We start from the raw sequence: 25,226 nt of genomic DNA on the forward strand, positions 1-25,226 counted from the left end.
ACAGTCATGAGCAACAGTGATCACCGCAACTGGAGCATCACTCTCACGCCGCACCGGTCCCTCACGCGGCAGGGTTTCATTGCCGTCATGGCCTTGATTGCCGTCCTCAACCTCATTGCCGGCAGCGTGTTCTTCGCCATCGGCGCCTGGCCGGTGGTGGGGTTCTGCGGGCTGGACGTGCTGATCATGTACTGGGCCTTCCGGCGCAATTTCGCCGATAGCGCCTGCGCGGAGCGGATCATTGCCGAGGACAGCAAGCTGCATCTCCACCGCCTCGCCGAAGGGCGCGCGCCCAGCGAAGTGACCTTCAACCGCCGCTGGGTGAAGGTGGACCTGGAACAGGACGAGGCGCGCGAATTGACCGGCAAGTTGTTCCTGCGTTCGCACGGCGAGTCCCACGAGATCGCGAGCTTTCTCGGGGCCGACGAGCGGCTGTCGCTGGCCCGGGCGCTGCGCCGCGCCATCTGAAGGTGATGATGCGCTCCGGTTTTCGGGTGGCCGTGCCGGCAAGCGGAGCCTAGCGTGATGGCCATGACACACGATCACATCTCGCAACTCGACGACTACGCCCGCGTCCGCGACGTTCTCGCCTTCCTCACGGAAAACTGGCGCGACCAGCCACCGCTCGATGTGCTGGCCGCGCGCGCCCGCATGTCGCCGGACGGGTTGCAGCGCCTCTTCACCCGGTGGGCCGGGCTCACGCCGAAGGCCTTCCTGCAGGCGCTGACGCTTGACCACGCCCGCGCCATGCTGCAGGACCGTGCCAGCATTCTTGATACGGCCCTCGATGTGGGCCTTTCCGGGCCGGGCCGCCTGCATGACCTCTTTGTGACCCACGAAGGCATGCCGCCCGGTGCCTACAAGGAAAAGGGCGCGGGCCTTGATATTGCCTACGGCTTTCACCCTTCACCCTTCGGATTGGCGCTCGTGATGGCAACCCCCTTCGGCCTCTGCGGCCTGGCCTTTGCTGACCGGGGCGAAGAGAAGACCGTGCTCGCAGACATGACTGGCCGCTGGCCCAATGCTCAGTACACGGAGAATTCCGCCGCTACGGCTCCCTATGCGGCGCGCATCTTTGCACCCGGCGCGTGGCGCGACGGCCAGCCCTTGCGGGTCACCATGATCGGCACCGACTTTGAAATCCGCGTCTGGGAAACGCTGCTGAAAATCCCGACTGGCAAGGCCACCACCTATGGCGATATTGCCGCAGCCGTGGGCTCACCCAAGGCCGCCCGCGCCGTGGGTGCCGCCGTCGGGCGCAATCCCATCTCCTTCGTGGTGCCGTGCCACCGTGTGCTGGGAAAGTCCGGCGACCTCACCGGCTATCACTGGGGCCTCACCCGAAAACGCGCCATCCTCGGTTGGGAAGCCGGAAAAATCGCGGGCTGAGCTTACGCGTGCAGCACGTCGATCGAGGCGGGCAGCGAGTTGGCCTTGAGCTTGTAGACCACCGGCACGCCCGTTTCGAGTTCGCGCTTGAGGATCTGTTCGGGCGTCAATCCCTCGATCGCCATGATGAGCGAACGCAGCGAGTTGCCGTGGGCGGCCACGAGCACCGTCTTGCCGTCCAGCACATGGGGCTGGATCATGTGCATGTAGTAAGGCAGCGAACGGGCCAGCGTGTCCTTCAGGCTTTCACCCCCGGGCGGCGGCACGTCGAAGCTGCGCCGCCAGATGTGCACCTGCTCCTCGCCGAACTTCTTGCGCGCGTCATCCTTGTTGAGGCCGGTGAGATCGCCGTAGTGACGCTCGTTCAGGGCCTGGTCGCGTGTTTCAGGAAGGCCCGTCTGGCCCAGTTCCTCAAGGATCAGCTTGAGCGTGTTCTGCGCCCGCGACAGTGCCGAGGTGAAGCACAGGTCGAACTTCAGGCCCTTGGCCTTGAGGCGCTGCCCGGCGGCGCGTGCTTCAGCCACACCTTTGTCGGTGAGCGGCACGTCCTTCCAGCCGGTGAAGAGGTTCTTCAGGTTCCAATCGCTTTGCCCGTGACGGACAAGCACAAGTGTTCCACTCATGTCAGTTCAATCCCAATACATCCATCATTGAATAAAGTCCGGGCGTCTGGCCCTTGCCCCACAGCGCCGCCTTCACGGCGCCGCGGGCAAACAGTTCGCGGCTCTCGGCCACGTGGCGGAGTTCCAGCCGCTCGCCGTTGCCTGCGAAGATCACGGTATGATCACCGACCACCGTGCCGCCGCGCAACGTGGCAAAGCCGATGTCGCCCGCATTGCGGGCCCCGGTGTGGCCATCACGCACGCGCACGGATTTTTCCTTGAGCGAAACCGCGCGGCCATCGGCGGCCGCCTTGCCGAGGAGGAGGGCCGTGCCTGATGGCGCATCGATCTTCATGCGGTGGTGCATCTCCAGCACCTCGATGTCGAAGTCTTCGCCCAAAGCCGCCGCCGCCTTCTTCACCAGCGCCGCCAGCAGGTTGACGCCGAGCGAGAAATTGCCGGTCTTGATGATGCAGGTCTTCGCCGCAGCAGCGCGGATCGCGTCATCACCGGCGGCATCGATACCGGTTGTGCCGATCACGTGAATCTTCTGCTGGGCCGCGGTGAGCGGCACCAGCGCCAGCGTCGCCTTGGGTACGGTGAAATCGATGATGCCGTCACAGGCCGCGAGCACCGCTTCGGGTGAATCGCTGATGCTGACACCCAGTTTTCCAAGACCGATCATCTCGCCGTAGTCGTGGCCGACGGCAGGTGAACCCTTGGCTTCGAGGCCACCGGCAAGCGTGCAGCCCTCCGTGGCGTGAACGATGCGGGCGAGTTCCCGGCCCATGCGGCCCCCGGCCCCGGCGATGGCAAGTCTCAGTGTCATGCCGCCGCCTTAGCGAAAATCGCGGGCAGAGGAAACAGCTTCCTCACGGGAATGCCGTCAGACCATGTGGCAGGCCACGAGCTGCCCGCCCTTCTGTTCAAGCGGCGGCATCTTCTTCGCGCAGATGTCCTGCACCAGCGGACAGCGCGTGCGGAAGGGACAACCCGAGGGCGGATTGAGCGGCGAGGGCAGTTCGCCCTTGAGGACAATGCGTTCCTTCTTGCGCCCGGGGTCCGCAACAGGCGTCGCCGAGAGCAGGGCGCGCGTATAGGGATGCTTGGGATTCTTGAAGATCTGGTCGCGCGGACCCTGTTCAACCACCTTGCCCAGGTACATCACCATCACGTCGTCGGCGATGTGGCGCACCACGGAGAGATCGTGGCTGATGAAGACATAGGCCAGTTGCAACCGCTCCTGCAGGTCGGCGAGGAGGTTCAACACCTGCGCCTGGATCGACAGATCCAGCGCCGAGACAGGTTCGTCAAGGACGAGGATGTCGGGCTCCAGCATGAGGGCGCGGGCAATGGCGATGCGCTGGCGCTGGCCGCCGGAGAACATGTGCGGATAGCGGTCGTAGTGCTCGGGGCGAAGGCCCACAAGGGCCATCATCTCGCGCGCCTTGGCGGTGCGCTCGGCTCCGCTGAAGCGGCCGTTCACCAGCAGCGGCTCCTCCAGTGCATGACCGATCTTCTGGCGCAGGTTGAGCGAACCATAGGGGTTCTGGAAGACGATCTGCACCTTGGGCCGGAGCGCCTTGCGGGCCGCCACGGTGGCCCCCACCACTTCGGTGTCGCCGACGCGGAAGGAACCGGATGTGGGCTCCTCGATCATGGTCAGGATGCGGGCAAGCGTGGACTTGCCGCAGCCCGATTCACCGACCACGGCCAGTGTCTTGCCGCGTGCCAGCGAGAAGCTCGCACCGTCCAGCGCCTTCAGCGTGGCGGGGTCCGCGAACAAGCCCTTGCTGACGGAATAGTGGCGGCGGAGATCGCGGGCTTCGAGAACGATGCTCATGCCGCACCTCCCGGCACCTTCGCCGTGGTGTTGATGTTGAGCGGGAAATAGCACAGCACGCCGTCTTTGAGTGGCGGCGGCGTCTGGCACACGGGTTGCGCCAGCGAGCAGCGCGGCGCGAAGAGGCAGCCCGGAGGACGGTCGAACTGGCCCGGCACCATGCCGGCAATCGAGGGAAGCCTGCGGCCCGTGGCGCGTTCCGGCAGCGATGCGAGCAACGCCGCCGTGTAGGGATGGCGCGGCCGGGCGAAGAGCGCTTTCACCGGCTGTTCTTCCACCTTCTGTCCGGCGTAATGCACGCTCACCTTCTCGGCGGTTTCGGCAACAACGCCCATGGAATGGGTGATGAGGATGAGGGCCGTGCCCGTTTCCTTCTGCAAGCTGGTGAGCAGGTCGAGGATCTGCGCCTGGATGGTGACGTCGAGTGCCGTGGTCGGTTCATCGGCGATGATGAGCTTGGGTTTGCAGGCCAGCGCCATGGCGATCATCACGCGCTGCGCCATGCCGCCGGAGAACTGGTGCGGGTAGGCATTGAGGCGCGATTCCGGCGCGGGGATACCGACGGCATCCAGCAACGCGATGCTGCGGGCGCGGCGTTGCGCCTTGTCCATGCCGAGATGGGTCTGCAGCGCCTCGCCCAGCTGGAAGCCCACCGTGAAGCACGGATTGAGGCTCGTCATCGGCTCCTGGAAGATCATCGTCATGTCCTTGCCGATGATCTTGCGGCGCTCTTCGCCGCTGATGGTGAGGAAGTCGCGGCCGTCGAAGGTGATGCGGTCGGCCGTCACCCGCGCGGTCTTGGGCAGCAGGCCCATGACGGCGAGCATGGCCACCGACTTGCCTGAGCCGGATTCGCCCACGATCGCGTGGATCTGCCCCTGTTCGACGGAGAGCGTCACACCGTCGACGGCGCGGAACCACCCGGAGGAGGTGCGGAATTCGACGACGAGATTCTGGATGTCGAGAAGCGCCATGGCGTCAGCTCTTCCTCAGGCGCGGGTCGAGGGCATCGCGGAGCCCGTCGCCCATCAGGTTGATGGCCATGACGGTGATGAGAATGCACAAGCCCGGAAGCGCCATGACCCAGGGGTGTGACAGCATGAGGTCGCGCGTATCGGCCAGCATGGCGCCCCATTCCGGCGTTGGCGGTTGCGCGCCAAGCCCGAGGAAGCCGAGGCCCGCCGCCTCAAGGATTGCATCCGAGACGCCCAGCGCCGCCTGCACGATGAGCGGTGCCAGGCAGTTGGGCAGAACTGTTGCCGTCATCAGTCGGAAGGGCCGGACACCTGCAACTTTCGCCGCCGTCACGTAGTCCTTGGTCAGTTCCGCCAGCGCCGAGGCGCGCACCAGGCGCACATAGCGTGGCAGGTAGACGATGGTGACGGCGATGATCGTGTTGGTGAGGGAAGGCCCGATGATGGCGATGATGAGGATGGCAAGCACCAGCGACGGGATCGCCATGATCAGGTCCATGATGCGGATGATGACGACATCGACAAGGCCGCCGAACCATGCGGCAGCAAGCCCCAGGGCGACCCCCACGGCCATGGACACCATCATCACCGAGAGGCCGATGAAGAGCGAGATGCGCGCCCCGAACATCAGGCGCGAGAGCATGTCGCGGCCCACCGCATCGGTGCCGAGCCAGAAGCGCGGGTCATGGCCCTCCGACCAGAACGGCGGCAGCTTGGTGGAGCCCTTGAACTGTTCGACGGGATTGTAGGGCGCCAGCAGCGGCGCGAAGAGCGCCAGCAGAACGACGAAACAGACGACCGTCAGGCCGATCACCGCACCGCGGTTCTCCGAGAAGGCCGACCAGAAGGCGCGCAGCGCCCCCGGTGGTTTCCGCGCCGGGGCGATGAGTGTTTCACTTGCCATGGCGGATCCGCGGATTGATGAGGCCGTAGAGCATGTCCACGCCGAGGTTGACGATGATGACGCAGGCCGCAATCAGCATGATGCCGCCCTGGAGCGCGGGATAATCGCGCCGCCCGATGGATTCAATCAGCCACTTGCCCACCCCCGGCCACGAGAAGATCGTTTCCGTGAGCACGGCGCCGGCGAGCAGCGTGCCGACCTGCAGGCCAATCGAGGTGATGACCGGGATCAGCGCATTGCGCAGCGCATGAAGCCCGATCACGCGCCGCATTGACAGGCCCTTGGCGCGGGCGGTGCGCACGTAGTCTTCTTCCAGCACTTCCAGCATCGCCGAACGGGTCATGCGCGCGATGACGGCAAGCGGCACGGTGCCGAGAACGATCGAGGGCAGAATGAGATGGCGCACCGCATCCCAGAAGGCGCCCTTCTGGCCCGAGAGCAGGGAATCGATGAGGGCAAAGCCCGTGACCGGCTGGTAATAGAACTTGATGAGATCGACGCGGCCCGACACGGGCGTGAGGCCGAGCGTGTTCGACATCACGAGAATGAGGATGAGGCCCCACCAGAAAATCGGCATGGAATAGCCGGTGAGGGCAACGCCCATCAGCGTCTGGTCATAGACACCGCCTCGTCGGGCCGCCGCAAAGACGCCTGCCGGAATGCCGATCAGCGAGGCAAACAGCATGGCGCAGAGCGTGAGCTCCAGCGTCGCCGGAAAGAGTGTCAGGAATTCGTGCAGCACCGGCGTCTTGGAAATGATCGAGGTGCCGAAATCGCCTTGGGCGATATTGCCGGCGTAATCCACGAACTGTTTCCATACCGGCTGGTCGAGGCCCATCTCGTGCAGGAGCTGGGCGTGGCGCTCGGGCGAGATGCCACGTTCGCCGCGGCGGGCTTCCACGGGATCACCGGGCACCAGACGGATCATCACGAAGGTGATGAACATCAGCGCCAGGAAGGTGGGAATGGTGAGCGCGAGGCGCTTGAGAAGGAAGCGGAACATGAGGCCGGATCAAGAAAAAAGGGGCGGACCCGAAGGTCCGCCCCAGCCTTAGAGTGTTTATTCAGCCACGTCCACGTCCTGGAACTCATGGGCTCCGAACGGGCTGATCTTGTAACCCGAGACCGACTTGCGCGCCGGTTCGAACACGGTGGAATGTGCAATGTTGAGCCACATGACCTGGTCATGATGGATCTTCTGCATTTCCTGGTAGATCTTGGTGCGCTCGGCCGTATCGGTGATCGAGCGTGCCTTCATCATGTCTTCGTTGAACTTGGCATCGCAGAGCTTGCCAAGGTTCTGGGCAGCGGGCTTCCCGTCCTTGTCGCAACCGGCAAGGAAGAAGAAGTTGTCCGGATCGCCGTTGTCGCCCGTCCAGCCGAGAAGGCCGAGCTGGTGTTCACCGGCCTGCAGGCGCTTGCGGTATTCACCCCACTCGTAGGACACGAGCGTGGCCGTGATGCCGACCTTCGCGAGGTCCGCCTGCATCATTTCCGCCATGCGCTTGGCATTGGGGTTGTAGGGGCGCTGCACCGGCATCCACCACAGGTCCGTCTGCAGGTCCTTCACGCCGGCGGCTGCCAGCATTTCCTTGGCCTTTTCGGGATTGTACTCGAAGTCCACCGTCGAGTCGTCATAAGACCACATCGTCGGCGGGATCGGGTTCTTCGCCTTCTGGCCAGCGCCCTGGTAGACTTCCTTCAGGATGGAATCGCGGTCGATGGCCATGGCCAGCGCCTGGCGCACTTCCAGCTTGTCGAAGGGCGGCTTCGTCGTGTTCATGGAGAGGTAGCCGATGTTGAGGCCGGCCTGCTGCATGAGGTTGACGTCGGCGTCCTTGCCCATGGCTTCAAGATCGGCCGGGTTCGGCGCGATCATGATCTGGCATTCATTGGCCTTGAGCTTGGCGTAGCGGGCCGTCGGGTCGGGCGTGATCGCGAAGATCAGGTCATCGACCTTGGGCTTGCCCGCCCAGCCCTCGAAGGCCTTGTAGCGGATGACGGCGTCCTTCTGGTAGTCGACGAAGGAGAACGAGCCTGTTCCAACCGGAATTTGGTCGAACTGTTCCGGCGTGCCCTTGTCCATCAGGAACTTGGCGTATTCGGCCGAGTGGATGGTGGCGAAGTCCATGGCGAGGTTGGCGATGATCGGAGCGTTCGGCTCCTTGAGCTTCATCACCACCGTGAGGTCATCGGACTTGGTGATGGAGTCGAGCAGGTCCGGCATGCCCATGTCGTTGAAGTAGTCATAGGCGCCGCCCGAGACCTTTGCATAGGGGTGCTCGGCCTTCCACATGCGCTCGAACGACCAGATCACGTCATCGGCATTGAGGTCGCGGCTCGGCGTGAAGCCGTTGACGCCGGAGTGGAACTTCACGCCCTTGCGAAGGTGGAAGGTGATGGTCTTGCCGCCGTCGGTGATGTCGTAGGATTCAGCAAGCGCGGGCTTGGGCTCCGTGGTGCCGGGGGCAAACTGGACGAGCTTGTTGTAGACCGGACGCGCCGCATCGAGCGACGTACCCGTCGTGTTCATCGACGGGCTGAAGTTTTCCGGCGAACCTTCCGAACAATAGACCAGCGACTTGGCATTGGCCGCCGCTGCCGCGGCCAGCATCGAAGATGCCAGCAGGGCAATCCGGAGGAGGTTTCGTGATGTCATGTTTTATCTCCCTGATACAATCCGTGAAACCGGATTGGGAGCGACCTAAGCAGTTTTTTGACCAATTGGAAAGTTGACGCCTGTGCACTGCGGGAAACCCGGCCGGGAGCGCCCGCATTGGCCGTTCGGGCAGCGTTTCAGAGACCCGGCCGGCAGCGGGGGTGAACCTATCAACTTTGACGCTTGTCAAAGCGGCTGATAGCCTTGCCGCTATGCTCCCGAGCATGGATAGCGGCTCTGCTCCTGTCTTTCGCGTCAGTGGCCTGTGCAAGGCCTACCGGACCGGGGAGGTTGAAGTGCATGCCTTGCGCGGCGTGGACTTTGCGGCGAAGGCGGGCGAGTTCATTGTCATCCTCGGTCCCTCAGGCTCCGGCAAATCCACCTTCCTCAATATCATCGGCGGCCTCGACCGGGCGACATCGGGCGAGGCCCGCTTCCGCGACCATGACCTGACCGGGGCAAGCGAGGGCGCACTCACCCGTTACCGGCGGGATCACGTTGGCTTCATTTTCCAGTTCTACAATCTGGTGCCCAGCCTGACCGCGCTTGAGAACGTCCGGCTTGTGACAGAGATCGCCAGCAGGCCGATGAAGCCGGAGGCGGCACTTGCGCTGGTCGGGCTGGAAGACCGGATGGATCATTTTCCGGCCCAGCTTTCGGGCGGCGAGCAGCAGCGCGTGGCCATCGCCCGGGCCATCGCAAAGCAGCCCGACGTGCTGCTCTGTGACGAGCCGACAGGCGCGCTCGATTCAAGGACCGGGATCCGGGTGCTGGAAGCGTTGACGCGTGCCAATGCCCAGACTGGCGCAACGACGCTGGTGATCACCCACAATGCCGCCATCGCCGAGATTGCCGATCGTGTGGTGCATTTTGCCAATGGCACAATCGCCAGGGAACTAAAGAACGCCAGCCGCAAGCAACCTTCGGAGGTGAGCTGGTGATCCGCGCGTTGGACAGGAAGATGCTGCGCGATCTCCGCCGCCTGTGGCCGCAGGCTCTGGCCATCGCGCTCGTCATGGCGGCAGGCGTTGCCACACTGGTTCTGGGCGTTGGCGCATATCAATCCCTCTCGGCGACGCGGGAGCACTATTATGAATCCAATCATTTTGCCGACGCCTTTGCCAGCCTCACGCGGGCCCCGCTGTTGCTGAAGCGCGACATTGAGGCGATCAATGGCGTCGCGGCAGTTGAAACGCGGGTCGAGAAGGTTGCCCTCGCGGATCTTCCGGACATGTCTGAGCCTGCATCCGTGTTGCTTGTCTCGCTGCCCGAAACCGGCCGCCAGGTGCTGAACCGCGTCTACCTCAGAAGCGGCCGCTTGCCCGAACCGCAGACGGACGAGGCCGTTGCAAGTGTTGGCTTTGCCAAGGCCCATGGTCTTGCCGAGGGCGGTGTGATCCGTGTACTGATCAATGGCCGTCAGCGGGGCATTCGCATTGTCGGAACGGCGCTTTCGCCCGAATTCATCTACACGCTCGGTCCAGGAGCCCTGATGCCCGACGAACGGCGCTTCGGCATCCTGTGGCTGCCCGACACGGTTCTGGCCCCTGCCTACAATCTCGACGGTGCGTTCAACGCGCTTGCGGTGAGCCTTGTGCGGGGGGTGAACCCCGAAACCGTGATCGCCTCCATCGACAGGCTTCTGGACCGTTATGGCGGCCAGGGCGCCTACCCGCGAAAGGACCAGCAATCGCACGCCTTCCTTGATGCCGAGCTGCAACAGCTTCAGGCCATGAGCCGCATCCTGCCGCCCATCTTCCTCCTCGTATCGGCTTTCCTTGTGAACATGACGCTCTCGCGTCTCATCTCGCTCGAACGCGAACAGATCGGCCTGCTCAAGGCCATGGGGTATTCCTCCTTCGCGGTCGTGCGCCACTATGGCGGCTTCGTGACGGTGATTGCACTGGGCGGCATCGTGATCGGCCTTGGTGCCGGGGTGTGGCTCGGTGTCGGTTTGGCCAAACTCTATGCCCGGTTCTTCAGCTTCCCGTTTCTGGTCTTCACGCGCGATCCCGCCGTCTACGGCATTGCGGCCGGAGCCACCTATGCGGCAGCATTGTTCGGCGCGGTGAACGCGGTTCGCGAGGTCGCCTGGCTTTCACCCGCAGTGGCAATGGCCCCTCCCGCACCCCAGCACTACCGCAAGCTGCTTTCCTTCATGCCCCGCCTTCACCTGCACTTCCGCCAATCGACCGTGATGGTCACGCGGCACCTCACCCATTGGCCCTTCCGTACGACGACCAGCATTCTGGGTGTTGCTCTCTCCGTTGCGATCCTCGTGGGCTCGCTGTGGTCCTTCGGCTCCATCGACCACATGATCGATATTACCTTCCGGCGGAGCGACCGGCAGGATGCCGCGATCACCTTCACGGAGGTTCGCCCGCAATCCGCCCTGTACGATGTGCGGCGGCTCCCCGGCGTCATGCGGGCGGAACCCTTCCGCGCCGTTGCCGTCAAATTCAGCAATGGTGCAGTGGAGCGGCGTGTCTCGCTGGTGGGCCGCGAACACGGTGCAGGGCTCGCGCGCGTGCTGGATGGCGATCTTCGTCCCGTCACGCTGCCGGAGCGCGGTGTCGTCATTTCAGACAGCCTTGCCCACCTGCTCCGGCTTCGCACCGGCGACATGGTGACTGTGTCGGTCCTCGAAGGCCGCCGGAAAACCCATCTGGTCCCGGTCTCGGCCATCGTCACCGGCTTCATCGGCCTCACGGCCTACATGGACATCGAGGCCATGAACAGGCTTTTGGAAGAAGGCCCGGTCATCAGCGGCACCTATCTGGCGCTGGATGCCAGCAAGCACGATGAGCTGTTCTCGACACTGAAGGCCACGCCGGCGGCAAGTTTCATTTCGCTGCAATACATCGCCCTGCAGAAATTCCGGGAAACGCTGGCGCAGAATGTCAACATCATGATCAGCGTCTATGCCACGCTGGCCGCGATCATTGCCTTTGGCGTCGTTTACAATTTCGCGCGCATCTCCCTCTCGGAACAGGGGCGCGAGATGGCCAGCCTGCGCGTCCTGGGCTTCACCAAGGCGGAGATCTCGGCCCTCCTCCTGGGTGAATTGGCAATCGTCGTCCTCTTGGCACAGCCCTTGGGCTGGGGCCTCGGCTATGTCTTTGCCTATGTCATGACAGAAGGCTTCAGAACCGAGCTTTACCGGGTACCGCTTGTGGTCAACCGCAATGTCTACGCCTGGGCAAGCCTGATCGTATTCGCCGCAACAGCCATATCGGGTCTCATCGTCCGGAGGCGCGTCGACAGGCTGGACATGATAGAAGTCTTGAAGACGAGGGAATGACATGCTTCGCCGGATCGCCACCATACTGATCGTCTTGCTCACCGGTGCGGCATTTGCCTGGGCGCTGTGGCCGCGGCCGCTGGAGGTCGAGACGGCGGTGATCGCCAGCCACGACATCGCCGTCACCGTGGAGGAAGAGGGCAAGGCCCGCATCCGCGAAGTCTATACCGTGTCGTCGCCCATCGCCGGGCAGACGCTGCGCATCGGCCGCCACGCTGGTGATGACGTGCGCGCGGGTGAAGCGGTTGTCTCCATCCGCCCCGTTGCGCCGGGCTTGCTGGATGTGCGTCTGCGCCGGGCCGCCGAGGCCACTGCCGCATCGGCCCGGGCCGGCGTTGACCTTGCGGCGGCGGACGTGAAGCAGGCGGAAGCCCAACTGGCATATCTTCGCACCGAACTGTCCCGCGCCGAACGGCTGGCGAAGCAGGGCACGATTTCAGAAAGCGCCCGCGACAAGGCACGGCTTGCCGTTGACACAAGCGCGGCCAATCTTGACAGCGTGAAAGCCTCGCTCAGCGTCCGTGAGCGCGAGTTGGAAAAGGCGGAAGCCGCCCTCATCGAAACGGCGGCGAGTGACGACACATGCTGCACCGACATCAAGTCACCCGTTGACGGTCGGATCCTCCGCGTGCTGGCCGAGAGCGAGCAGGTCGTTCAGGCGGGAACACCGCTCCTCACCATCGGCAATCCGTCTGATGTGGAAATCACCGCAGATCTTCTCTCCCGCGATGTCACCGAAATCAGGCCGGGGGCGGAGGCGCAGGTTGAAAATTGGGGCGGCCCTCCGCTCAGGGCCACGGTGCGCCGCATCGAGCCCTCTGCCATCACAAAAACGTCTGCCTTGGGAATCGAGGAGCAGCGCGTTCCCGTGATCCTCGATCTGGCCGAACCCCAATCTCCGCAAGGCCTCGGTGACGGATTCCGCGTCGTCATCAGCATCACGGTATGGCAGGGCAAGAACGTCCTGGCTGTCCCGGTTGCCGCCCTGTTCCGCCAGGGAGATACATGGGCCGTGTATCGCGACGACAACGGCAAGGCGAAACATCAGGAGGTGTCGCTTGGGCGGCGCAATGATGCTTACGCGGAAGTGCTCTCGGGCCTTGCGGCAGGCGATGTTGTCGTCCTGCACCCCTCCGATGAAATCGAAGACGGCTCCGCCATCAAGCCTATCGCTGCGGACCAGCGCTGATAGAGTCAGCGCGCTGAGACTTCGCCCTTGTAGTAGGGCAGATGATCCACGCGCGGCACATAGGTCCCGTCCTTCCGGCAGCGGTTGATGTGAAGCGCAATTTCTTCCATCGTTGCAAACCAGACATCGCCGGTCCCCAGCATGTATTCGATCATCTTTTCGACGCGGAGCCACCGCGACAGCCGGCCGCTGACGAACGGGTGCCAGATACCGATCCACAGGCCGCCGCCGGCACTGCGCATCGCTTCAAACTCGGCGAGGAAACCTTCCATGGCCCTCTCCGGCGCCATGATCTGCATGACATAGTTCAGATCGATGGAGTGAACATAGGGCGGCCAATCATCCGTCGCCCAATTCGCTGGCAGTTCGACCAGCTCACCATTTGCCGTCTGAAGAATGTAGGGAACATCATCGCCCATCAGCGACGAGTCATAGAGAAAGCCCTCTTCGATGAGCAGGTCCGCCGTGTTGTCCGAGAAGTTATAGAGCGGCGAGCGGTTTCCGCGGGGCCGCTGTCCCGTGTGCTTCACGATCGTTTCAATGGACCGCTGCATCCAATACTGTTCGTCTTTTCGCGACAATGAATTGGGTGCCTCGTGGATATAGCCATGGAAGGCGACTTCATGACCGTCCCTCACCATGGCTTCGACGGCAGCGGGATAGTGCTCGATGCACCAGGCCGGCACGAAGAATGTCTGCTTCAATCCATAGCGCCGGTACGCCTCAAGAATCCGGGGCACGCCCACTTCAGGACCGTACTTCAGCATCGATATGGTGGACACGCGGCGGAAGGAATCCTTCGGGTGTTCGAGATGCACCAGGCTGTCGGCATCCATGTCGAACGTGATGGCACAGGCGACCTTTGCACCGTTCGGCCAGGGTACGGGGTTCCTAATCATGGTCTGACATCTCCACTTGTTGTCATTGCAGCACCAGTTTCGGCAGGCATTGCCGAAACGCCTTGATCACCGGTCTCTCTGCGTCACTTTCACGATACGCAATATTGTGCAGCGACTTGAATGTATATGTGCGCGGCCTGATGGACCGCAGCATGCCGTCCTTCACCCATTTGTCGGCATAGTGATCTGGAAGAAAACCGATGAACTCGCCAGAGAGGATCATCATCAGCTGAGCCTCCATCTGCATGATCGAGGCCGCTGCACGGGGATGCCCCACCCGGTAGAGGTCGTCAAATTGCCGGTAGGCCCTCACGGAGAAGCGCGTTGCGTCAATGACGTCTTGCGTGATCGTGCTGTCACGGCGCGCAAACAGGGGATGCCCCTTGCCGCAGTACAGATAGTGGGGCTCATTGTAGTAGGGCTGATAGACCATGCCGGCAATTTTCTGGGTGAGCGGACCAAGGATGATATCCCGGTCGCCGTCTGACAGGCGCTGTTCCAGTTCCGACGGAGTTCCCAGAAACACGTCAACAAAGATATCGAAATCGGGCTTCATCAACCGGGCGATGATCTTCTGCAGGCCAAGCTGAGAACTCGTGAATGTCCCTTCGGATGCCCCGATCTTCAGCCTGCCCGTCACACCGCCGCTCACCGATGAGATGCGGGCCTGGAAGTCGTCAATATCGGCAAAGAGCTTGCGCGCCGCATCATAGGTGGCCTGACCGACATCGGTGAGGCGGAATTTATGACGGCCGCGCAGGCAGAGCTTTGCGCCGACGCGCTTTTCCAGTTCTGCAAGGTGCGTGCTGAGGGTCGACTGTGAAAGGTTGAGTGTGATCTGGGCTTCCGAGAAGCCGCCGGCATCCGCCAGCACGACGAAGACCCGGAGCAAGCGAAGGTCGATATTGTCGAGACGGCGCATGGTTGGGAGTTTTCACCCGTTCTGATACATTGACGAATTTCAATGTATCAATCCAAAAATGGAGATGGAAGTCGATGTAGAAAAGTATCACTGTTCGGGAAAAATAAACATCACGTGAAGGGAAACGTCCATGACATTCAACAAGAATGCGAAGCTCATGCCGTTGTTGCGCCGCAACCTGTTCGGCGGCACCGCCATGGTGTTGGCCGCCGCCGGATGTGTGGCTCCGGCCCAATCGGCGGAGACGATCCGCATGCTGGCTCCTACCTGGCTCGGCTTCGCGCCGGTCCATGTCGCCAATGACCTCGGCTGCTTCAAGGACGAAGGCCTCGAGGTCGACTACAAATTCGAGGATGACCGCACCAACGTTCTTGCCGCTTACACCCGTGGCGACATCGAAGTGGATATGCGGACGGTCGGTGAGCATCAGGGCCGCCCGCGTGACCCCGATACTCCGGGTGTCATCATTGGAACCATTGACGAGTCCGTGGGCGGTGATGGCGTCATCGCCGATGACGCGATCAAGTCGGTTGCCGATCTCAAGGGCAAGACTGTCGCCGCCGAACCCAACATCCCGGCCCGCCTCCTGCTCCAGCTCGAATTGAAGAAGCAGGGTCTCAAACTGTCCGATCTCCAGATCAAGGACATTGCGACCGCCGATACCGGCGCCGTGTTCGCGGACAGTTCGATCGCGGCCGTCGCAACCTATGAACCGTTCATGACACAAGCCGTGAAAAGTTCGACGCGGGCGGGCGCCAAGGTGCTCCTGTCGTCCAAGGATTACCGTGGCATCATCATCGATGTGATTACCGCGCGGAAAGACGATCTTGCCGCCAACCCGAAGAAATACGCGAGCTTCCTGAAGTGTATCTACAAGGCTGTCGACTACAGCAAGGCCGAGCCCGATAAATTTGCCGAACTCGCGGCACCCCACTTCGGCCTGACCGTGGCCGATGTGAAGGACACACTCGCCACCAGCCTGGCCTATACGCCGCTGGCCGATGCGCAGGGCTATCTGGGCAAGGCCGGGGAGCGCGGGAAACTTCATGATATTTTCGATGAAGTGATGCAGTTGAACCTCGACAATGGTGCGGCTGACAACAAGCTGGATTCAAACCAGCAGATCGACAATTCGGTCATCAACACCGTGGCACCCTAAGCGCGGGAGCATGCTGTAGAGATGTGGGCCGACCTGCTCAGATTCAGGGGAAGAAGTTCTGGCACGGCAGATCTTCTTCTCGGCAGCCTTGTTGCAGCAGCGCTTCTCTTGTTCTGGGAGCTGATTGCACGCGCGGGGCTGGTCGCGCCCCAGTTCCTGCCTTCACCCAGCGCCGTGCTCAAGGCCATGTGGACCATGACGGTGAGCCAATCGCTTCTCTGGCATGCCATGGTGTCCACGTCGCGCGTGTTGCTGGCCTTTGCGATCGCTGCGGCCATGGCCATCCCGATTGGCATCCTGATGAGCAGCTATCGTATTGTAGGGGCCTCACTGGAACCGACGATCGATTTCATCCGCTATCTCCCCGTTCCGGCACTGGTACCGCTGTCGATCATCTGGTTTGGCGTCGGCGAGACAACGAAGATCTTTCTGCTCTGGCTCGGTACATTCTTCCAGCTGGTATTGCTGGTCGCCGATGACATGCGCCGCGTGCCGCACGAATACGTCGAAGTTGCCTTCACGCTCGGTGCCAAGCCGCATTCCGTGCTGAAGGATGTGGCGCTGCGCGCCATGGGCCCGACTCTGGTGGACAATCTCCGCATCACGCTGGGCTGGTGCTGGACCTATCTCGTCCTGGCCGAAATCGTCGCGGCCGACTCCGGATTGGGTTTTGTGATCTGGTCAGCACGCCGCTATGTGAAAACGCCGGAAGTCATGGCGGGTGTGGTGGTGATCGGCATCATCGGTATTGTGACGGACCAGCTGCTGCGCATGCTGCACCGGCGCATGTTCAAGTATCTTTGACGCCATGACCTCTCCTTATCTCACCCTCCAGGGCATCACCAAGCGTTTCGCCGAGACAGCCGTTGTCTCAACGACGACGATGTCCATTGCCCGCAACTCGCTGGTCGTTTTCCTCGGACCCTCCGGCTGCGGCAAAACCACATTGATGAGAATGGTGGGTGGGCTCGACCTGCCGACGACCGGGACGATTACCCTGGATGGCGAGACCGTATCGGGGCCAGACCGGCGCCGCGGCATGGTTTTCCAATCCTATTCCTCGTTTCCGTGGCTCACGGTGGAGGGCAACATTGCCTTTGGCATGCACTATCGCCGCGATCTGACGGCCAGCCAGAAGGCGGAACGCGTGCAACACTATCTCCGCCTCATCAGGCTGGAGGAATTTGCGAAGTCCTACCCGAACCGCATTTCCGGCGGCATGCGCCAGCGCGTTGCAATCGCGCGCAGCCTTGCGGCAGGGCCCGATGTGCTTCTCATGGATGAACCCTTTGGCGCACTGGACGCATTGACCCGCGAACGCCTGCAGGTCGAGTTGCGCCAGATCCAGGCCGAAGAGGCCAAGACGATCATCTTCGTGACGCACGATGTCGAGGAAGCGGTCTTCCTGGCGGACCGCATCATTCTGTTCTCGGCGCGGCCCGCCCGTGTCCTCCACGACATCGACGTGACAGCCGTGCTGGGCAATGAACGGACCCTGGAATCACGGGAGACGCAGGCCTTTTTCAATCTGCGCAACGACATCCTGCATAAGATCAGAAACGAGACGGAGCGGGACCTGTGATCCAGTCCATCAAGGGAAAGTCCGTGGTGATCACCGGGTCGAGCCGCGGCATCGGCCTGGGCATTGCGCAGGCCTTTGCCAAGGCGGGTGCCGCGCTGCATCTCATCGCCAACGATGATGCTGTTCACCAGCGCGCGGGCGAGCTGGGAGCAACGGCGTGTGTGGCCGATATTGCAGACAAGTCACAGGTTGCCACCGCATTGAAGGGGCTTCAACACATCGATGTCCTCATCAACAATGCCGGGCTTGAGTTGCTGACGCCGGTCACCGACGATGGCGATGAGAACAGCAACACATTTCGCCGCATCATCGAAATCAACGTGATCGGCACGTCACTCGTCACATCACGGGCGTTGCAGGTGATGAAGTCCGGCGCGTCGATCATCAACACGGCGTCGATTTGGGGCCGCGTTGCCGAAGGGCGCTTCGGGGCATATGTGGCGTCAAAGCATGCTGTGATGGGCCTGACCAAGACCTGGGCCAAGGAACTTGGCCCGCGCGGCATCCGGGTCAATGCCGTCTGCCCCGGTTGGGTGCGCACCGAGGCCTCCATGCGCTCATTGAAACGCATGTCAGCCGAAGAGGGGCTGCCGGAAGATCTACTGCTTGAGCGCATCGTCGGCGCGCAAGCGCTGCCGGGTTTGATGGAGCCGCCGGATGTGGCGGGGGCTTATCTGTTCCTTGCCTCCGACCTTGCGGCGAATGTGACCGGCCAATCCCTGGGCATCGATCGCGGAGAAGTACCATGGTGAAACCACTGACCGGCAAGCGTGCGATCGTCACGGGTGCGGCAAGCGGAATTGGCCACGCCTGCGCGGTGGCGCTCCGTGACGCCGGTGCAGATGTTGTGGGCCTGGATCTGGAATCCGGCGACAAGGGCTTTCCGATCCTGGCGTGCGATGTCACGCGCGAAGAGCAGGTGATCAGTGCCGTGCGCAAGGCCGCGGAGCAGTTGGGAGGCATTGATATTCTCGTCAACAACGCCGGCATCCTGCAGGAAGTGCCACTCGCGGACGTTACCGTGGCCCATATTGATCGCATGCTCGCGGTCAATGTGCGGGGCTTCCTCCTCGTTGCGCGTGAGGCCCTGCCGCATCTGCCGGAAGGAGGCCGCATCATCAACATCGCTTCCGAGCTTGCCTATCTCGGCAGGCAAGGAGCCTCGGTCTATTGCGCCACGAAAGCGGCTGTCCTCGGCCTCACGCGGTCATGGGCGCGGGAGCTTTCACCGCGCATTCTGGTGAACGCCGTGGCGCCCGGTCCCACGGACACACCGCTCCTCGGTTATGCGGCCATGAACGCCGAACAGAAGGCCCTCGAAACCGCAAACCCGATGGGCCGCATCGGCAAGCCCGAGGAAGTGGCTGCGGCAGTCGTGTTTCTTGCCGGTCCCACGGCAACCTTCTTCACCGGACAATGCCTCGGCGCCAATGGCGGCGCCGCCATGGCGTGAGCTGAAAAGTCATGAACCAATCCGTCTTTTACGCCGAACTCCCCTGGCCCGTTGCAGAACGCCGGGTGAAGGATGGAGCGCCGGTCTTCCTGCCGCTCGGCGCAACCGAGCAGCATGGGCGGCATATGGCTCTCAATGTCGATGTCGTTCTGCCAACTGCGATTGCCGCACGGGCCGCCGCCCGCGTCGGAGGACTTGTCCTGCCGGCCATAGCCTATGGCAATCGTTCGCAACCGAAAACCGGAGGAGGCCGTGCCTTTCCGGGGACCTTGAACATCACCGCCCATACCTTCTCTCTCATTGTGCGTGATGTGATCTGCGATCTCTATCGCCAGAATGTCCGGCGCATCGTCACTGTGAACGGACACTATGAGAACCTCTGGCCCACGATTGAGGGCATTGAACTGGCCCTTGATGTGATCGGCCGTGAGGAGTCCAAGGGCCTCACCATTCTCCGCATCGATCATTGGGACATGATCCGCAAGGAGACACTGGATCGCGTCTTTCCCGATGGTTACCCCGGAATTGAACTGGAGCATGCGAGTGTGCTCGAAACATCGATGATGCTGGCACTCCGGCCCGAACTGGTGAACCTCGGTGAGGCGCTGAATGATGGCCCGGCCGCCTTCCTGCCATATGACCGCTATCCCAAACAGCCGGATGAGGTGCCCCGATCCGGGGTGCTGTCGCTGACGGCAGGCGCGTCAGCTGAAAAGGGTGAATGGCTCCTCCGCGATTGTGAGGAGGGCATCGTCCAGATCGTCAACCGTGAATTCTTCGGAAAACTCTCATGAACAACCACTTCAATCAGCCTGTGGATGCCGCCGAGGTTCCGCGCTTTGCGGGACACCCCACATTCATGCGCCTGCCCGCCGTCACATCAGCCGAGGGCCTCGACATCGCGTTGATCGGCATTCCCTGGGATGGCGGCACGACCAACAGGGCCGGCGCCCGGCATGGTCCCCGCGAGGTGCGAAGCCAGTCCAGCCTGATGCGGCGGGCGCACCACGTCTCCGGCGTTGTGCCGTTTGACATGGCCAACATCGCCGATGTTGGCGACCTGTCGGTCAATCCCATCAATCTGCTGAATGGGCTTGAGCGCATTGAAAATGGCATGGGCCGGATCATTGCCGCTGGCGCATTGCCGCTTTCGGTCGGTGGCGATCATTTGACCACGCTGCCGGTGCTGCGCGCACTTCGCGGCAAGGCCCCGCTGGGGATGATCCATTTTGATGCGCATTCCGATACCAACGACACCTATTTCGGTGACAACCCTTATACCCACGGTACGCCGTTCCGCCGTGCCATCGAGGAGGGGCTGCTTGACCCCAGGCGCGTCGTGCAGATCGGCATCCGGGGCTCGGTCTATGATCCGGACGAGCACGGCTGGGCCCGCGCCCAGGGCATTCGCATCATCTACATGGAAGAGTTCGTGAAGCGCGGCGCCTCATCTGTGATGGAAGAGGCGCGATCCATTGTCGGCAACGAGCCAACCTATGTGACTTTCGATATCGACAGCATCGACCCCTCCATGGCGCCGGGTACGGGCACACCGGAGATTGGCGGCTTTACCACCCGCGAGGCGCAGGAGATGGTGCGTCTGCTCAAGGGCGTGAATATCGTGGGGGCCGATGTTGTGGAAGTCGCACCACCCTTTGATGTGGGCGGCATGACAGCCCTGGCGGGCGCCACCATGATGTTCGAGCTGCTTTGCGTGATGGCAGACATGGTGGGAAAGGCCCGCAAGGCCTGAGGTGTCACGTCACTTCTTGCTGACGGAGGCGGACAGGGCCTCCACGAGACACGCTGAAAGGGCGAGTGCTGCGCGGTTGCGCTCATCCTTCCGGCAGGCAAGGTAGAAGCGGTCAAAATAGGTCGCATCCGGTGGCAACAGGTTCTTCATCTCGCCCCGCTCCACGAACGAGCGGGCGAAATGCTCCGGCAGGAAACCGAGGAAGCGGCCAGACTTGATGAGGATGGCGAGTGCTTCCATGTGCGAGGTCATGGCACCCCAATCAAAACTCTGGTCGCGCAAATGATTGCCCGATTGCATGTAGGTTCGCCCGGCATAGGAATAGCGGCTTGCGGTTTCGAGCGTGATCGTGTCCTGCGTGTCAAACAGCGGATGACCTTGGCCGCAATAGAGCCGCTGCTCCTCCTCGAACAGAGGCTGCGCCAGAATCGAGGGATGGATGGCTTCGATCGGCGTGATGATGAGGGAGTGCCGGCCATCGAGCAGCCGCTGCATCAGATCCTGCGGCGAGGCGATCTCCACATGCAGCACCACCTTGGGCGCCAGCGTGTTGAAGCGTGCGATGGCCTTGTCGAGAGAGGCTTCGCCGTTCGTATACATGGCATCGACCGTGCCGAGGTGGACGGTGCCCGTAAGCTCACCCCGCACTGAGCCGATGGTGCCCGAGAAATGTTCAACCGAGCGCAGCAGGTTCTCGGCTGCTTCGTGAATGCGCACGCCATCCGGCGTCAGCGAGAAACCCTTGCGGCCTCGCTCGCAGAGCCTGACTCCGAAGCGGGCTTCGAGATGCGTGATGTGATTGCTGATGGTCCCGGGCGACAGGCCAAGTGCATCCTGCGCCGCCGCAAAGCCCTCATGCCGGACCACCGCCTGAAACACACGAAGGAGGCGCAAGTCGGTGGGAGAGAAGTTGAATTGCCAGGATTTCGACCCCATACGCTGAAGAATATCATAGTGTCGCACGAAACAAAGATATTTTTCACGGGTATCCCGCACCATAGCCTCCCTTCTTCAGGAGGATTGCGATGAGCGCTCACGGATACCAGTCTGGCCGCCTGAACCTGCCATTCGTCGGCATATCGACATTCGGCAAATCCCCACTCTGCCTCGACTGGGAGCAGATTGATGCGGATGTCGCCGTCATGGGTGCGCCCTACGACTTCGGCACGCAATGGCGCTCCGGCGCCCGCTTCGGGCCACGTGCCATCCGCGAAGCCTCCACACTTTTCTCCTTCGGTCATGCCGGTGCCTATGACCATGAAGACGATGTGACCTATCTTCCCGCCGACAAGGTGCGCATGGTTGATATTGGCGATGCCGACATCGTTCACACCGACACGCTGAAGAGCCACGCCAACATTGAACTCGGCGTGCGCAAGATCCTGGCAGCCAAGGCCCTGCCCATTGTCCTCGGTGGCGATCACTCGATCAACATTCCCTGCATCAATGCCTTCAGCAATGAGGAGCCCATTCACATCGTGCAGGTGGATGCCCACCTCGACTTCGTCGACGAGCGCCACGGCGTGCGCTTCGGGCACGGCAACCCGCTGCGCCGTGCAGCCGAGAAATCATACGTCGAAGGCATGACGCAGGTTGGCATTCGCAATGTCTCGTCAACCGCGCGCGAGGGTTATGAGGATGCGCGCCGCATGGGTTCGGACATCCTCTCCGTCCGCCAGTTCCGCAAACTCGGCGTCGAACAGGTGCTGGCCCGCATTCCCGCGGGCAAGCGCTACTATGTGACGATCGATATTGACGGCTTTGATCCGTCGATTGCTCCCGGCACGGGCACGCCCAGCCACGGCGGCTTCCTCTACTACGAAATCCTTGAACTGCTGGCGGGCCTTGTGAAACGGGGCCCCGTGGTGGGTGTCGACCTCGTGGAGGTTGCCCCGGATTATGACCACACCGGAACGACCGCCATTCTTGCGGCCCAGGTGCTGCTCAACTTCATCGGCCGCATCATGCATCAACGCGATCAGAAATAAGAACACCAAGGAGGAACAACCATGAAGAACTATCTGAAATTCAGTGTGATGGCAGCGTCCCTGATGGCGATGGCCTCCATCGCCGAAGCGGGCAGCCTGAAGCTCGGGCATTCCACCTGGGTGGGCTATGGCCCCTTCTACATCGCCCGCGACAAGGGCTTCTTCAAGGAAGAGGGCGTCGATGTCGAACTCGTCATCATGGAAGACACGCCCATCAAGATGGGCGCACTCATGGCGGGCCAGCTTGATCTCGTGGCCTCCACGGTCGACGAATTCCCGGTCTACATGAAGCCCGGCATCGGCGTTCACTACGTGCTCGCCGTTGACAATTCCAAGGGCGGTGATGGCATTGCCGCCAACAAGGACATTGCCAAGATCGAAGATCTCAAGGGCAAGAAGGTGGCCTTCGAGGAAGGCTCCGTCTCGCAGTTCTTCCTGAACGCGCTGCTCAAGGACGCAGGCATGAGCCAGGCCGACATCGAGCCGGTCAACATGGCGGCAACAGATGCAGGTGTGGCTTTTGCCGCAAAGCAGGTGGATGCCGCAGTGACATGGGAACCTGCCCTCAGCCAGGGCGCAAAGTCGGAACATGGCCACCTCCTGCTGTCGAGTGCCGACAAGCCGGGCCTCATCACCGACGTGGTTGCCGCAACGGATGCCACGCTCAAGGACAAGTCTGCCGATGTGAAGGGCTTCGTGCGCGCCTGGTACAAGGCGCTGGAATTTGCCAAGGCCAATCCGGATGAAGCAAATGCCATCATGGCCGCCGGCGTGGGCGGCTGGCTGAGTGATCCCAAGGTCTTTGCCGAAACGCTGACCGGCATCGAGTATCTCGACAAGGACAAGAACGTCGCCTTCTTCGGCACAACGGATGCGCCGGGGCAGATCACCAAGACCCTGGGCACGGCACTTGATGTGTGGAAGTCCTTCGGCCGCATCCAGGTGGATGTGAAGCCGTCCGACATCATCAGCTATGACTATGTCGGAGGCTAGTGCCATGACGGGCGGCCACAGCCTGTTCACAAGGCTTGCCACACCACGCCGCGAAATCTCGCGGTCGCTGGGGCTCGGTGTAAGCACGATTGTGACCGCCACCATTCTGCTGCTGTGGTGCGTGATCACCTACGGCGGGCTTGTGGACACAACCTTCTGCCCGCCGCCGCACCAGGTTGCCGCCGCCTTCTGGCGTTCGCTGCAAGATGGCTCATTGGTGCGCAATGCTTGGGCAAGTCTCGTCGTTATCAACCTGGGGTTCTTCCTGTCCTCCATCATCGCCGTACCCTTGGGCATCATGATGGGAAGCTACCGCGTGGTGCAGGCAGCGCTTGAGCCCGTGGTCAATTTCACGCGCTACCTGCCCGTCACATCCATGATCCCGCTGCTCATCCTGTGGATCGGCATCGGCATCGAGGAGAAGATCGCCGTCATCTTCATCGGTACATTCTTCCAGCAGCTTGTGATGTTCGCGGATGTCTCGGGGCAGGTTCCCAACGAACTGTTCAATGCGGCATATACGCTTGGCGCGAGCAAGAAGCAGATCGTGATGCGCGTGCTTCTCCCCGCGACACTTCCCGGCATCATCGACACACTGCGTGTCACCATGGGTTGGGCGTGGACCTATCTGGTCGTGGCGGAACTCGTGGCCTCCAGTTCGGGCCTTGGATACATGAGCATGCAGGCGATGCGGGGGCTTCATGCCGACGTCATTTTCGTCGCCATTCTGGCCATCGGCTTCCTGGGGCTTGTCACCGATGAACTGTTCAAACGGCTGAAGCATGCGCTTCTGCCCTGGGCCCGCGCGAGGTGATGTCATGGGAACCGTAACAGTCGAAAATCTCTCCCTCCATTTCAATGCACGCGGCGCATCACCGGTCATTGCCCTCAACAACCTGTCGATGAGCATTCCGGACAAGCAGTTCGCGGTCATCGTCGGGCCGTCGGGTTGCGGCAAATCCAGCCTGCTCGACATCATCGCAGGCTTGCGTGAGCCGACGGGCGGCAAGTGCAAGCTGGACGGCCAGACCATCCATGGCCCCGCCAAGGAGCGCGGCATGGTCTTCCAGAACTATTCGCTCTTTCCCTGGCTCACGGTGATCAAGAACGTCGAGTTCGGACTCTCGCTGCAAGGCAAACCCGCGAAGGAAGCAACGGAGAGGGCGCGGCACTACGTCAATGCCGTGGGCCTCTCCAACTTCGAGACGGCCTATCCCAATCAGTTGTCGGGTGGCATGAAGCAGCGCGTCGCGATTGCACGTTCGCTTGCCAATGACCCGGAGGTCATTCTGATGGATGAACCTTTTGGCGCGCTCGACAGCCAGACCCGCGTTGTCATGCAGCAGTTGCTGCTGGGCATCTGGGAGAAGGAACACAAGACAATCCTCTTCGTCACCCACGATATCGACGAGGCGCTCTACCTCGGCGAGAAGGTTTACGTGATGTCCGCCCGGCCGGGGCGCATCATCGACACCATCTCCGTCGATTTCCCCCACCCGCGCAGTTACGAACTTTCAACCGAGCCGGCATTCATCGACCTCAAGCGAAGGATCCAGCACAACCTTCATGCAGAAGTACACAAGGCGCTAGCGTCAGCAGCCTGACCCTCAAACACT

General features: G+C 62.0%; 26 protein-coding genes. 16 read left to right on the forward strand and 10 right to left on the reverse strand.

All coding sequences use genetic code 11. The features are described from left to right. The first annotated feature begins 6 nt into the window (after positions 1-6). Both IPM06_07210 and IPM06_07215 read left to right on the forward strand, forming a co-directional pair. Positions 7-468 carry a DUF2244 domain-containing protein gene (locus IPM06_07210; GenBank protein MBK8770203.1) on the forward strand — a complete coding sequence of 154 codons (462 nt, stop codon included), beginning with the start codon at positions 7-9 and terminating at the stop codon, positions 466-468. A gap of 57 nt (positions 469-525) precedes the next feature. Next, on the forward strand, positions 526-1,389 hold the full coding sequence (locus IPM06_07215; GenBank protein ID MBK8770204.1) for a bifunctional helix-turn-helix domain-containing protein/methylated-DNA--[protein]-cysteine S-methyltransferase: 864 nt from the start codon (positions 526-528) through the stop codon (positions 1,387-1,389). Between the two features lie 2 nt (positions 1,390-1,391). Here the strand turns inward: IPM06_07215 and IPM06_07220 are convergent, their stop codons facing one another. From IPM06_07220 to IPM06_07250, 7 genes are read right to left on the reverse strand one after another with little or no spacing between them, the layout of a single operon-like run. Beyond that, positions 1,392-2,012: a 2,3-bisphosphoglycerate-dependent phosphoglycerate mutase gene (locus IPM06_07220; protein MBK8770205.1), complete on the reverse strand. Its 621-nt coding sequence runs from the start codon at positions 2,010-2,012 to the stop codon at positions 1,392-1,394. Position 2,013: 1 nt separating this feature from the next. Next, the gene (locus IPM06_07225) at positions 2,014-2,820 is read right to left on the reverse strand and encodes a 4-hydroxy-tetrahydrodipicolinate reductase (GenBank protein MBK8770206.1); all 807 of its coding nucleotides are present in this window, start codon (positions 2,818-2,820) and stop codon (positions 2,014-2,016) included. A 57-nt stretch (positions 2,821-2,877) separates the two neighbouring features. Beyond that, positions 2,878-3,834 (reverse strand): dipeptide ABC transporter ATP-binding protein, encoded by a 957-nt coding sequence (locus IPM06_07230; GenBank protein ID MBK8770207.1) that lies wholly within the window; start codon positions 3,832-3,834, stop codon positions 2,878-2,880. Beyond that, positions 3,831-4,808: an ABC transporter ATP-binding protein gene (locus IPM06_07235; GenBank protein ID MBK8770208.1), complete on the reverse strand. Its 978-nt coding sequence runs from the start codon at positions 4,806-4,808 to the stop codon at positions 3,831-3,833. Before IPM06_07235 ends, IPM06_07230 begins: the two co-directional genes overlap by 4 nt. Positions 4,809-4,812: 4 nt before the next feature. Further along, a complete protein-coding gene (locus tag IPM06_07240) occupies positions 4,813-5,712 on the reverse strand; it encodes an ABC transporter permease subunit (GenBank protein ID MBK8770209.1) in 900 nt (299 codons plus the stop codon). Beyond that, on the reverse strand, positions 5,702-6,715 hold the full coding sequence (locus IPM06_07245) for an ABC transporter permease subunit (protein MBK8770210.1): 1,014 nt from the start codon (positions 6,713-6,715) through the stop codon (positions 5,702-5,704). Before IPM06_07245 ends, IPM06_07240 begins: the two co-directional genes overlap by 11 nt. A 57-nt stretch (positions 6,716-6,772) precedes the next feature. Then, positions 6,773-8,326, reverse strand: a complete 1,554-nt coding sequence (locus IPM06_07250) for an ABC transporter substrate-binding protein (GenBank protein MBK8770211.1) — start codon at positions 8,324-8,326, stop codon at positions 6,773-6,775. 257 nt (positions 8,327-8,583) lie between these two features. On the opposite strand from IPM06_07250, the gene IPM06_07255 reads away from it, so the two are divergent. Genes IPM06_07255 through IPM06_07265 form a run of 3 tightly spaced genes read left to right on the forward strand, consistent with a single transcriptional unit; the run spans position 8,584 to position 12,861 of the window. After that, positions 8,584-9,312, forward strand: coding sequence for an ABC transporter ATP-binding protein (locus IPM06_07255; protein MBK8770212.1), 729 nt, complete (start codon positions 8,584-8,586; stop codon positions 9,310-9,312). Continuing rightward, positions 9,312-11,672 carry an FtsX-like permease family protein gene (locus tag IPM06_07260; GenBank protein ID MBK8770213.1) on the forward strand — a complete coding sequence of 787 codons (2,361 nt, stop codon included), beginning with the start codon at positions 9,312-9,314 and terminating at the stop codon, positions 11,670-11,672. Before IPM06_07255 ends, IPM06_07260 begins: the two co-directional genes overlap by 1 nt. A 1-nt stretch (position 11,673) precedes the next feature. After that, the gene (locus IPM06_07265; GenBank protein MBK8770214.1) at positions 11,674-12,861 is read left to right on the forward strand and encodes an efflux RND transporter periplasmic adaptor subunit; all 1,188 of its coding nucleotides are present in this window, start codon (positions 11,674-11,676) and stop codon (positions 12,859-12,861) included. A 5-nt stretch (positions 12,862-12,866) separates the two neighbouring features. Here IPM06_07265 and IPM06_07270 read toward each other — a convergent pair whose 3' ends face one another. Beyond that, a complete protein-coding gene (locus tag IPM06_07270) occupies positions 12,867-13,760 on the reverse strand; it encodes a polysaccharide deacetylase (protein ID MBK8770215.1) in 894 nt (297 codons plus the stop codon). Between the two features lie 22 nt (positions 13,761-13,782). After that, positions 13,783-14,682, reverse strand: coding sequence for a LysR family transcriptional regulator (locus tag IPM06_07275; protein MBK8770216.1), 900 nt, complete (start codon positions 14,680-14,682; stop codon positions 13,783-13,785). 196 nt (positions 14,683-14,878) lie between these two features. On the opposite strand from IPM06_07275, the gene IPM06_07280 reads away from it, so the two are divergent. From IPM06_07280 to speB (IPM06_07310), 7 genes are read left to right on the forward strand one after another with little or no spacing between them, the layout of a single operon-like run. Continuing rightward, a complete protein-coding gene (locus IPM06_07280; protein MBK8770217.1) occupies positions 14,879-15,841 on the forward strand; it encodes an ABC transporter substrate-binding protein in 963 nt (320 codons plus the stop codon). 21 nt (positions 15,842-15,862) lie between these two features. Then, positions 15,863-16,645, forward strand: a complete 783-nt coding sequence (locus IPM06_07285) for an ABC transporter permease (GenBank protein MBK8770218.1) — start codon at positions 15,863-15,865, stop codon at positions 16,643-16,645. A 4-nt stretch (positions 16,646-16,649) separates the two neighbouring features. Continuing rightward, entirely contained in the window at positions 16,650-17,423 is a 774-nt protein-coding gene (locus tag IPM06_07290) for an ABC transporter ATP-binding protein (protein MBK8770219.1), read from the forward strand. Then, positions 17,420-18,175, forward strand: coding sequence for an SDR family oxidoreductase (locus tag IPM06_07295; GenBank protein ID MBK8770220.1), 756 nt, complete (start codon positions 17,420-17,422; stop codon positions 18,173-18,175). The genes IPM06_07290 and IPM06_07295 overlap by 4 nt, the downstream gene beginning before the upstream one ends. Then, the gene (locus tag IPM06_07300; GenBank protein ID MBK8770221.1) at positions 18,169-18,876 is read left to right on the forward strand and encodes an SDR family oxidoreductase; all 708 of its coding nucleotides are present in this window, start codon (positions 18,169-18,171) and stop codon (positions 18,874-18,876) included. Before IPM06_07295 ends, IPM06_07300 begins: the two co-directional genes overlap by 7 nt. Before the next feature lie 11 nt (positions 18,877-18,887). Continuing rightward, a complete protein-coding gene (locus IPM06_07305; protein ID MBK8770222.1) occupies positions 18,888-19,670 on the forward strand; it encodes a creatininase in 783 nt (260 codons plus the stop codon). Continuing rightward, on the forward strand, positions 19,667-20,629 hold the full coding sequence (gene speB, locus IPM06_07310) for an agmatinase (protein ID MBK8770223.1): 963 nt from the start codon (positions 19,667-19,669) through the stop codon (positions 20,627-20,629). Before IPM06_07305 ends, speB (IPM06_07310) begins: the two co-directional genes overlap by 4 nt. A gap of 9 nt (positions 20,630-20,638) precedes the next feature. On the opposite strand, the gene IPM06_07315 is transcribed toward speB (IPM06_07310), so the two are convergent. Continuing rightward, positions 20,639-21,565 carry a LysR family transcriptional regulator gene (locus tag IPM06_07315; GenBank protein MBK8770224.1) on the reverse strand — a complete coding sequence of 309 codons (927 nt, stop codon included), beginning with the start codon at positions 21,563-21,565 and terminating at the stop codon, positions 20,639-20,641. 89 nt (positions 21,566-21,654) lie between these two features. Here IPM06_07315 and speB (IPM06_07320) point away from each other — a divergent pair, with 89 nt between their 5' ends. From speB (IPM06_07320) to IPM06_07335, 4 genes are read left to right on the forward strand one after another with little or no spacing between them, the layout of a single operon-like run. Next, positions 21,655-22,617, forward strand: coding sequence for an agmatinase (gene speB / locus IPM06_07320; GenBank protein MBK8770225.1), 963 nt, complete (start codon positions 21,655-21,657; stop codon positions 22,615-22,617). A gap of 21 nt (positions 22,618-22,638) precedes the next feature. Next, a complete protein-coding gene (locus tag IPM06_07325) occupies positions 22,639-23,610 on the forward strand; it encodes an ABC transporter substrate-binding protein (protein ID MBK8770226.1) in 972 nt (323 codons plus the stop codon). 4 nt (positions 23,611-23,614) lie between these two features. Beyond that, on the forward strand, positions 23,615-24,424 hold the full coding sequence (locus tag IPM06_07330; protein MBK8770227.1) for an ABC transporter permease: 810 nt from the start codon (positions 23,615-23,617) through the stop codon (positions 24,422-24,424). 4 nt (positions 24,425-24,428) lie between these two features. Then, the gene (locus IPM06_07335; protein ID MBK8770228.1) at positions 24,429-25,214 is read left to right on the forward strand and encodes an ABC transporter ATP-binding protein; all 786 of its coding nucleotides are present in this window, start codon (positions 24,429-24,431) and stop codon (positions 25,212-25,214) included. Positions 25,215-25,226 lie beyond the last annotated feature (12 nt).

It is taken from the genome of Hyphomicrobiales bacterium (assembly GCA_016710435.1).
Taxonomy (GTDB): domain Bacteria; phylum Pseudomonadota; class Alphaproteobacteria; order Rhizobiales; family Aestuariivirgaceae; genus Aestuariivirga.

Coding starts and splice junctions, on each gene's coding strand:
- IPM06_07210 (MBK8770203.1), top strand. CDS start 7: ATGAGCAACAGTGATCACCGCAACTGGAGCATCACTCTCACGCCGCAC.
- IPM06_07325 (MBK8770226.1), top strand. CDS start 22,639: ATGAAGAACTATCTGAAATTCAGTGTGATGGCAGCGTCCCTGATGGCG.
- IPM06_07290 (MBK8770219.1), top strand. CDS start 16,650: ATGACCTCTCCTTATCTCACCCTCCAGGGCATCACCAAGCGTTTCGCC.
- IPM06_07285 (MBK8770218.1), top strand. CDS start 15,863: ATGTGGGCCGACCTGCTCAGATTCAGGGGAAGAAGTTCTGGCACGGCA.
- speB (MBK8770225.1), top strand. CDS start 21,655: ATGAGCGCTCACGGATACCAGTCTGGCCGCCTGAACCTGCCATTCGTC.
- IPM06_07215 (MBK8770204.1), top strand. CDS start 526: ATGGCCATGACACACGATCACATCTCGCAACTCGACGACTACGCCCGC.
- speB (MBK8770223.1), top strand. CDS start 19,667: ATGAACAACCACTTCAATCAGCCTGTGGATGCCGCCGAGGTTCCGCGC.
- IPM06_07280 (MBK8770217.1), top strand. CDS start 14,879: ATGGTGTTGGCCGCCGCCGGATGTGTGGCTCCGGCCCAATCGGCGGAG.
- IPM06_07245 (MBK8770210.1), bottom strand. CDS start 6,715: ATGTTCCGCTTCCTTCTCAAGCGCCTCGCGCTCACCATTCCCACCTTC.
- IPM06_07255 (MBK8770212.1), top strand. CDS start 8,584: ATGCTCCCGAGCATGGATAGCGGCTCTGCTCCTGTCTTTCGCGTCAGT.
- IPM06_07230 (MBK8770207.1), bottom strand. CDS start 3,834: ATGAGCATCGTTCTCGAAGCCCGCGATCTCCGCCGCCACTATTCCGTC.
- IPM06_07225 (MBK8770206.1), bottom strand. CDS start 2,820: ATGACACTGAGACTTGCCATCGCCGGGGCCGGGGGCCGCATGGGCCGG.
- IPM06_07250 (MBK8770211.1), bottom strand. CDS start 8,326: ATGCTGGCCGCGGCAGCGGCGGCCAATGCCAAGTCGCTGGTCTATTGT.
- IPM06_07335 (MBK8770228.1), top strand. CDS start 24,429: ATGGGAACCGTAACAGTCGAAAATCTCTCCCTCCATTTCAATGCACGC.
- IPM06_07275 (MBK8770216.1), bottom strand. CDS start 14,682: ATGCGCCGTCTCGACAATATCGACCTTCGCTTGCTCCGGGTCTTCGTC.
- IPM06_07305 (MBK8770222.1), top strand. CDS start 18,888: ATGAACCAATCCGTCTTTTACGCCGAACTCCCCTGGCCCGTTGCAGAA.
- IPM06_07220 (MBK8770205.1), bottom strand. CDS start 2,012: ATGAGTGGAACACTTGTGCTTGTCCGTCACGGGCAAAGCGATTGGAAC.
- IPM06_07315 (MBK8770224.1), bottom strand. CDS start 21,565: ATGGGGTCGAAATCCTGGCAATTCAACTTCTCTCCCACCGACTTGCGC.
- IPM06_07270 (MBK8770215.1), bottom strand. CDS start 13,760: ATGATTAGGAACCCCGTACCCTGGCCGAACGGTGCAAAGGTCGCCTGT.
- IPM06_07330 (MBK8770227.1), top strand. CDS start 23,615: ATGACGGGCGGCCACAGCCTGTTCACAAGGCTTGCCACACCACGCCGC.
- IPM06_07240 (MBK8770209.1), bottom strand. CDS start 5,712: ATGGCAAGTGAAACACTCATCGCCCCGGCGCGGAAACCACCGGGGGCG.
- IPM06_07300 (MBK8770221.1), top strand. CDS start 18,169: ATGGTGAAACCACTGACCGGCAAGCGTGCGATCGTCACGGGTGCGGCA.
- IPM06_07265 (MBK8770214.1), top strand. CDS start 11,674: ATGCTTCGCCGGATCGCCACCATACTGATCGTCTTGCTCACCGGTGCG.
- IPM06_07235 (MBK8770208.1), bottom strand. CDS start 4,808: ATGGCGCTTCTCGACATCCAGAATCTCGTCGTCGAATTCCGCACCTCC.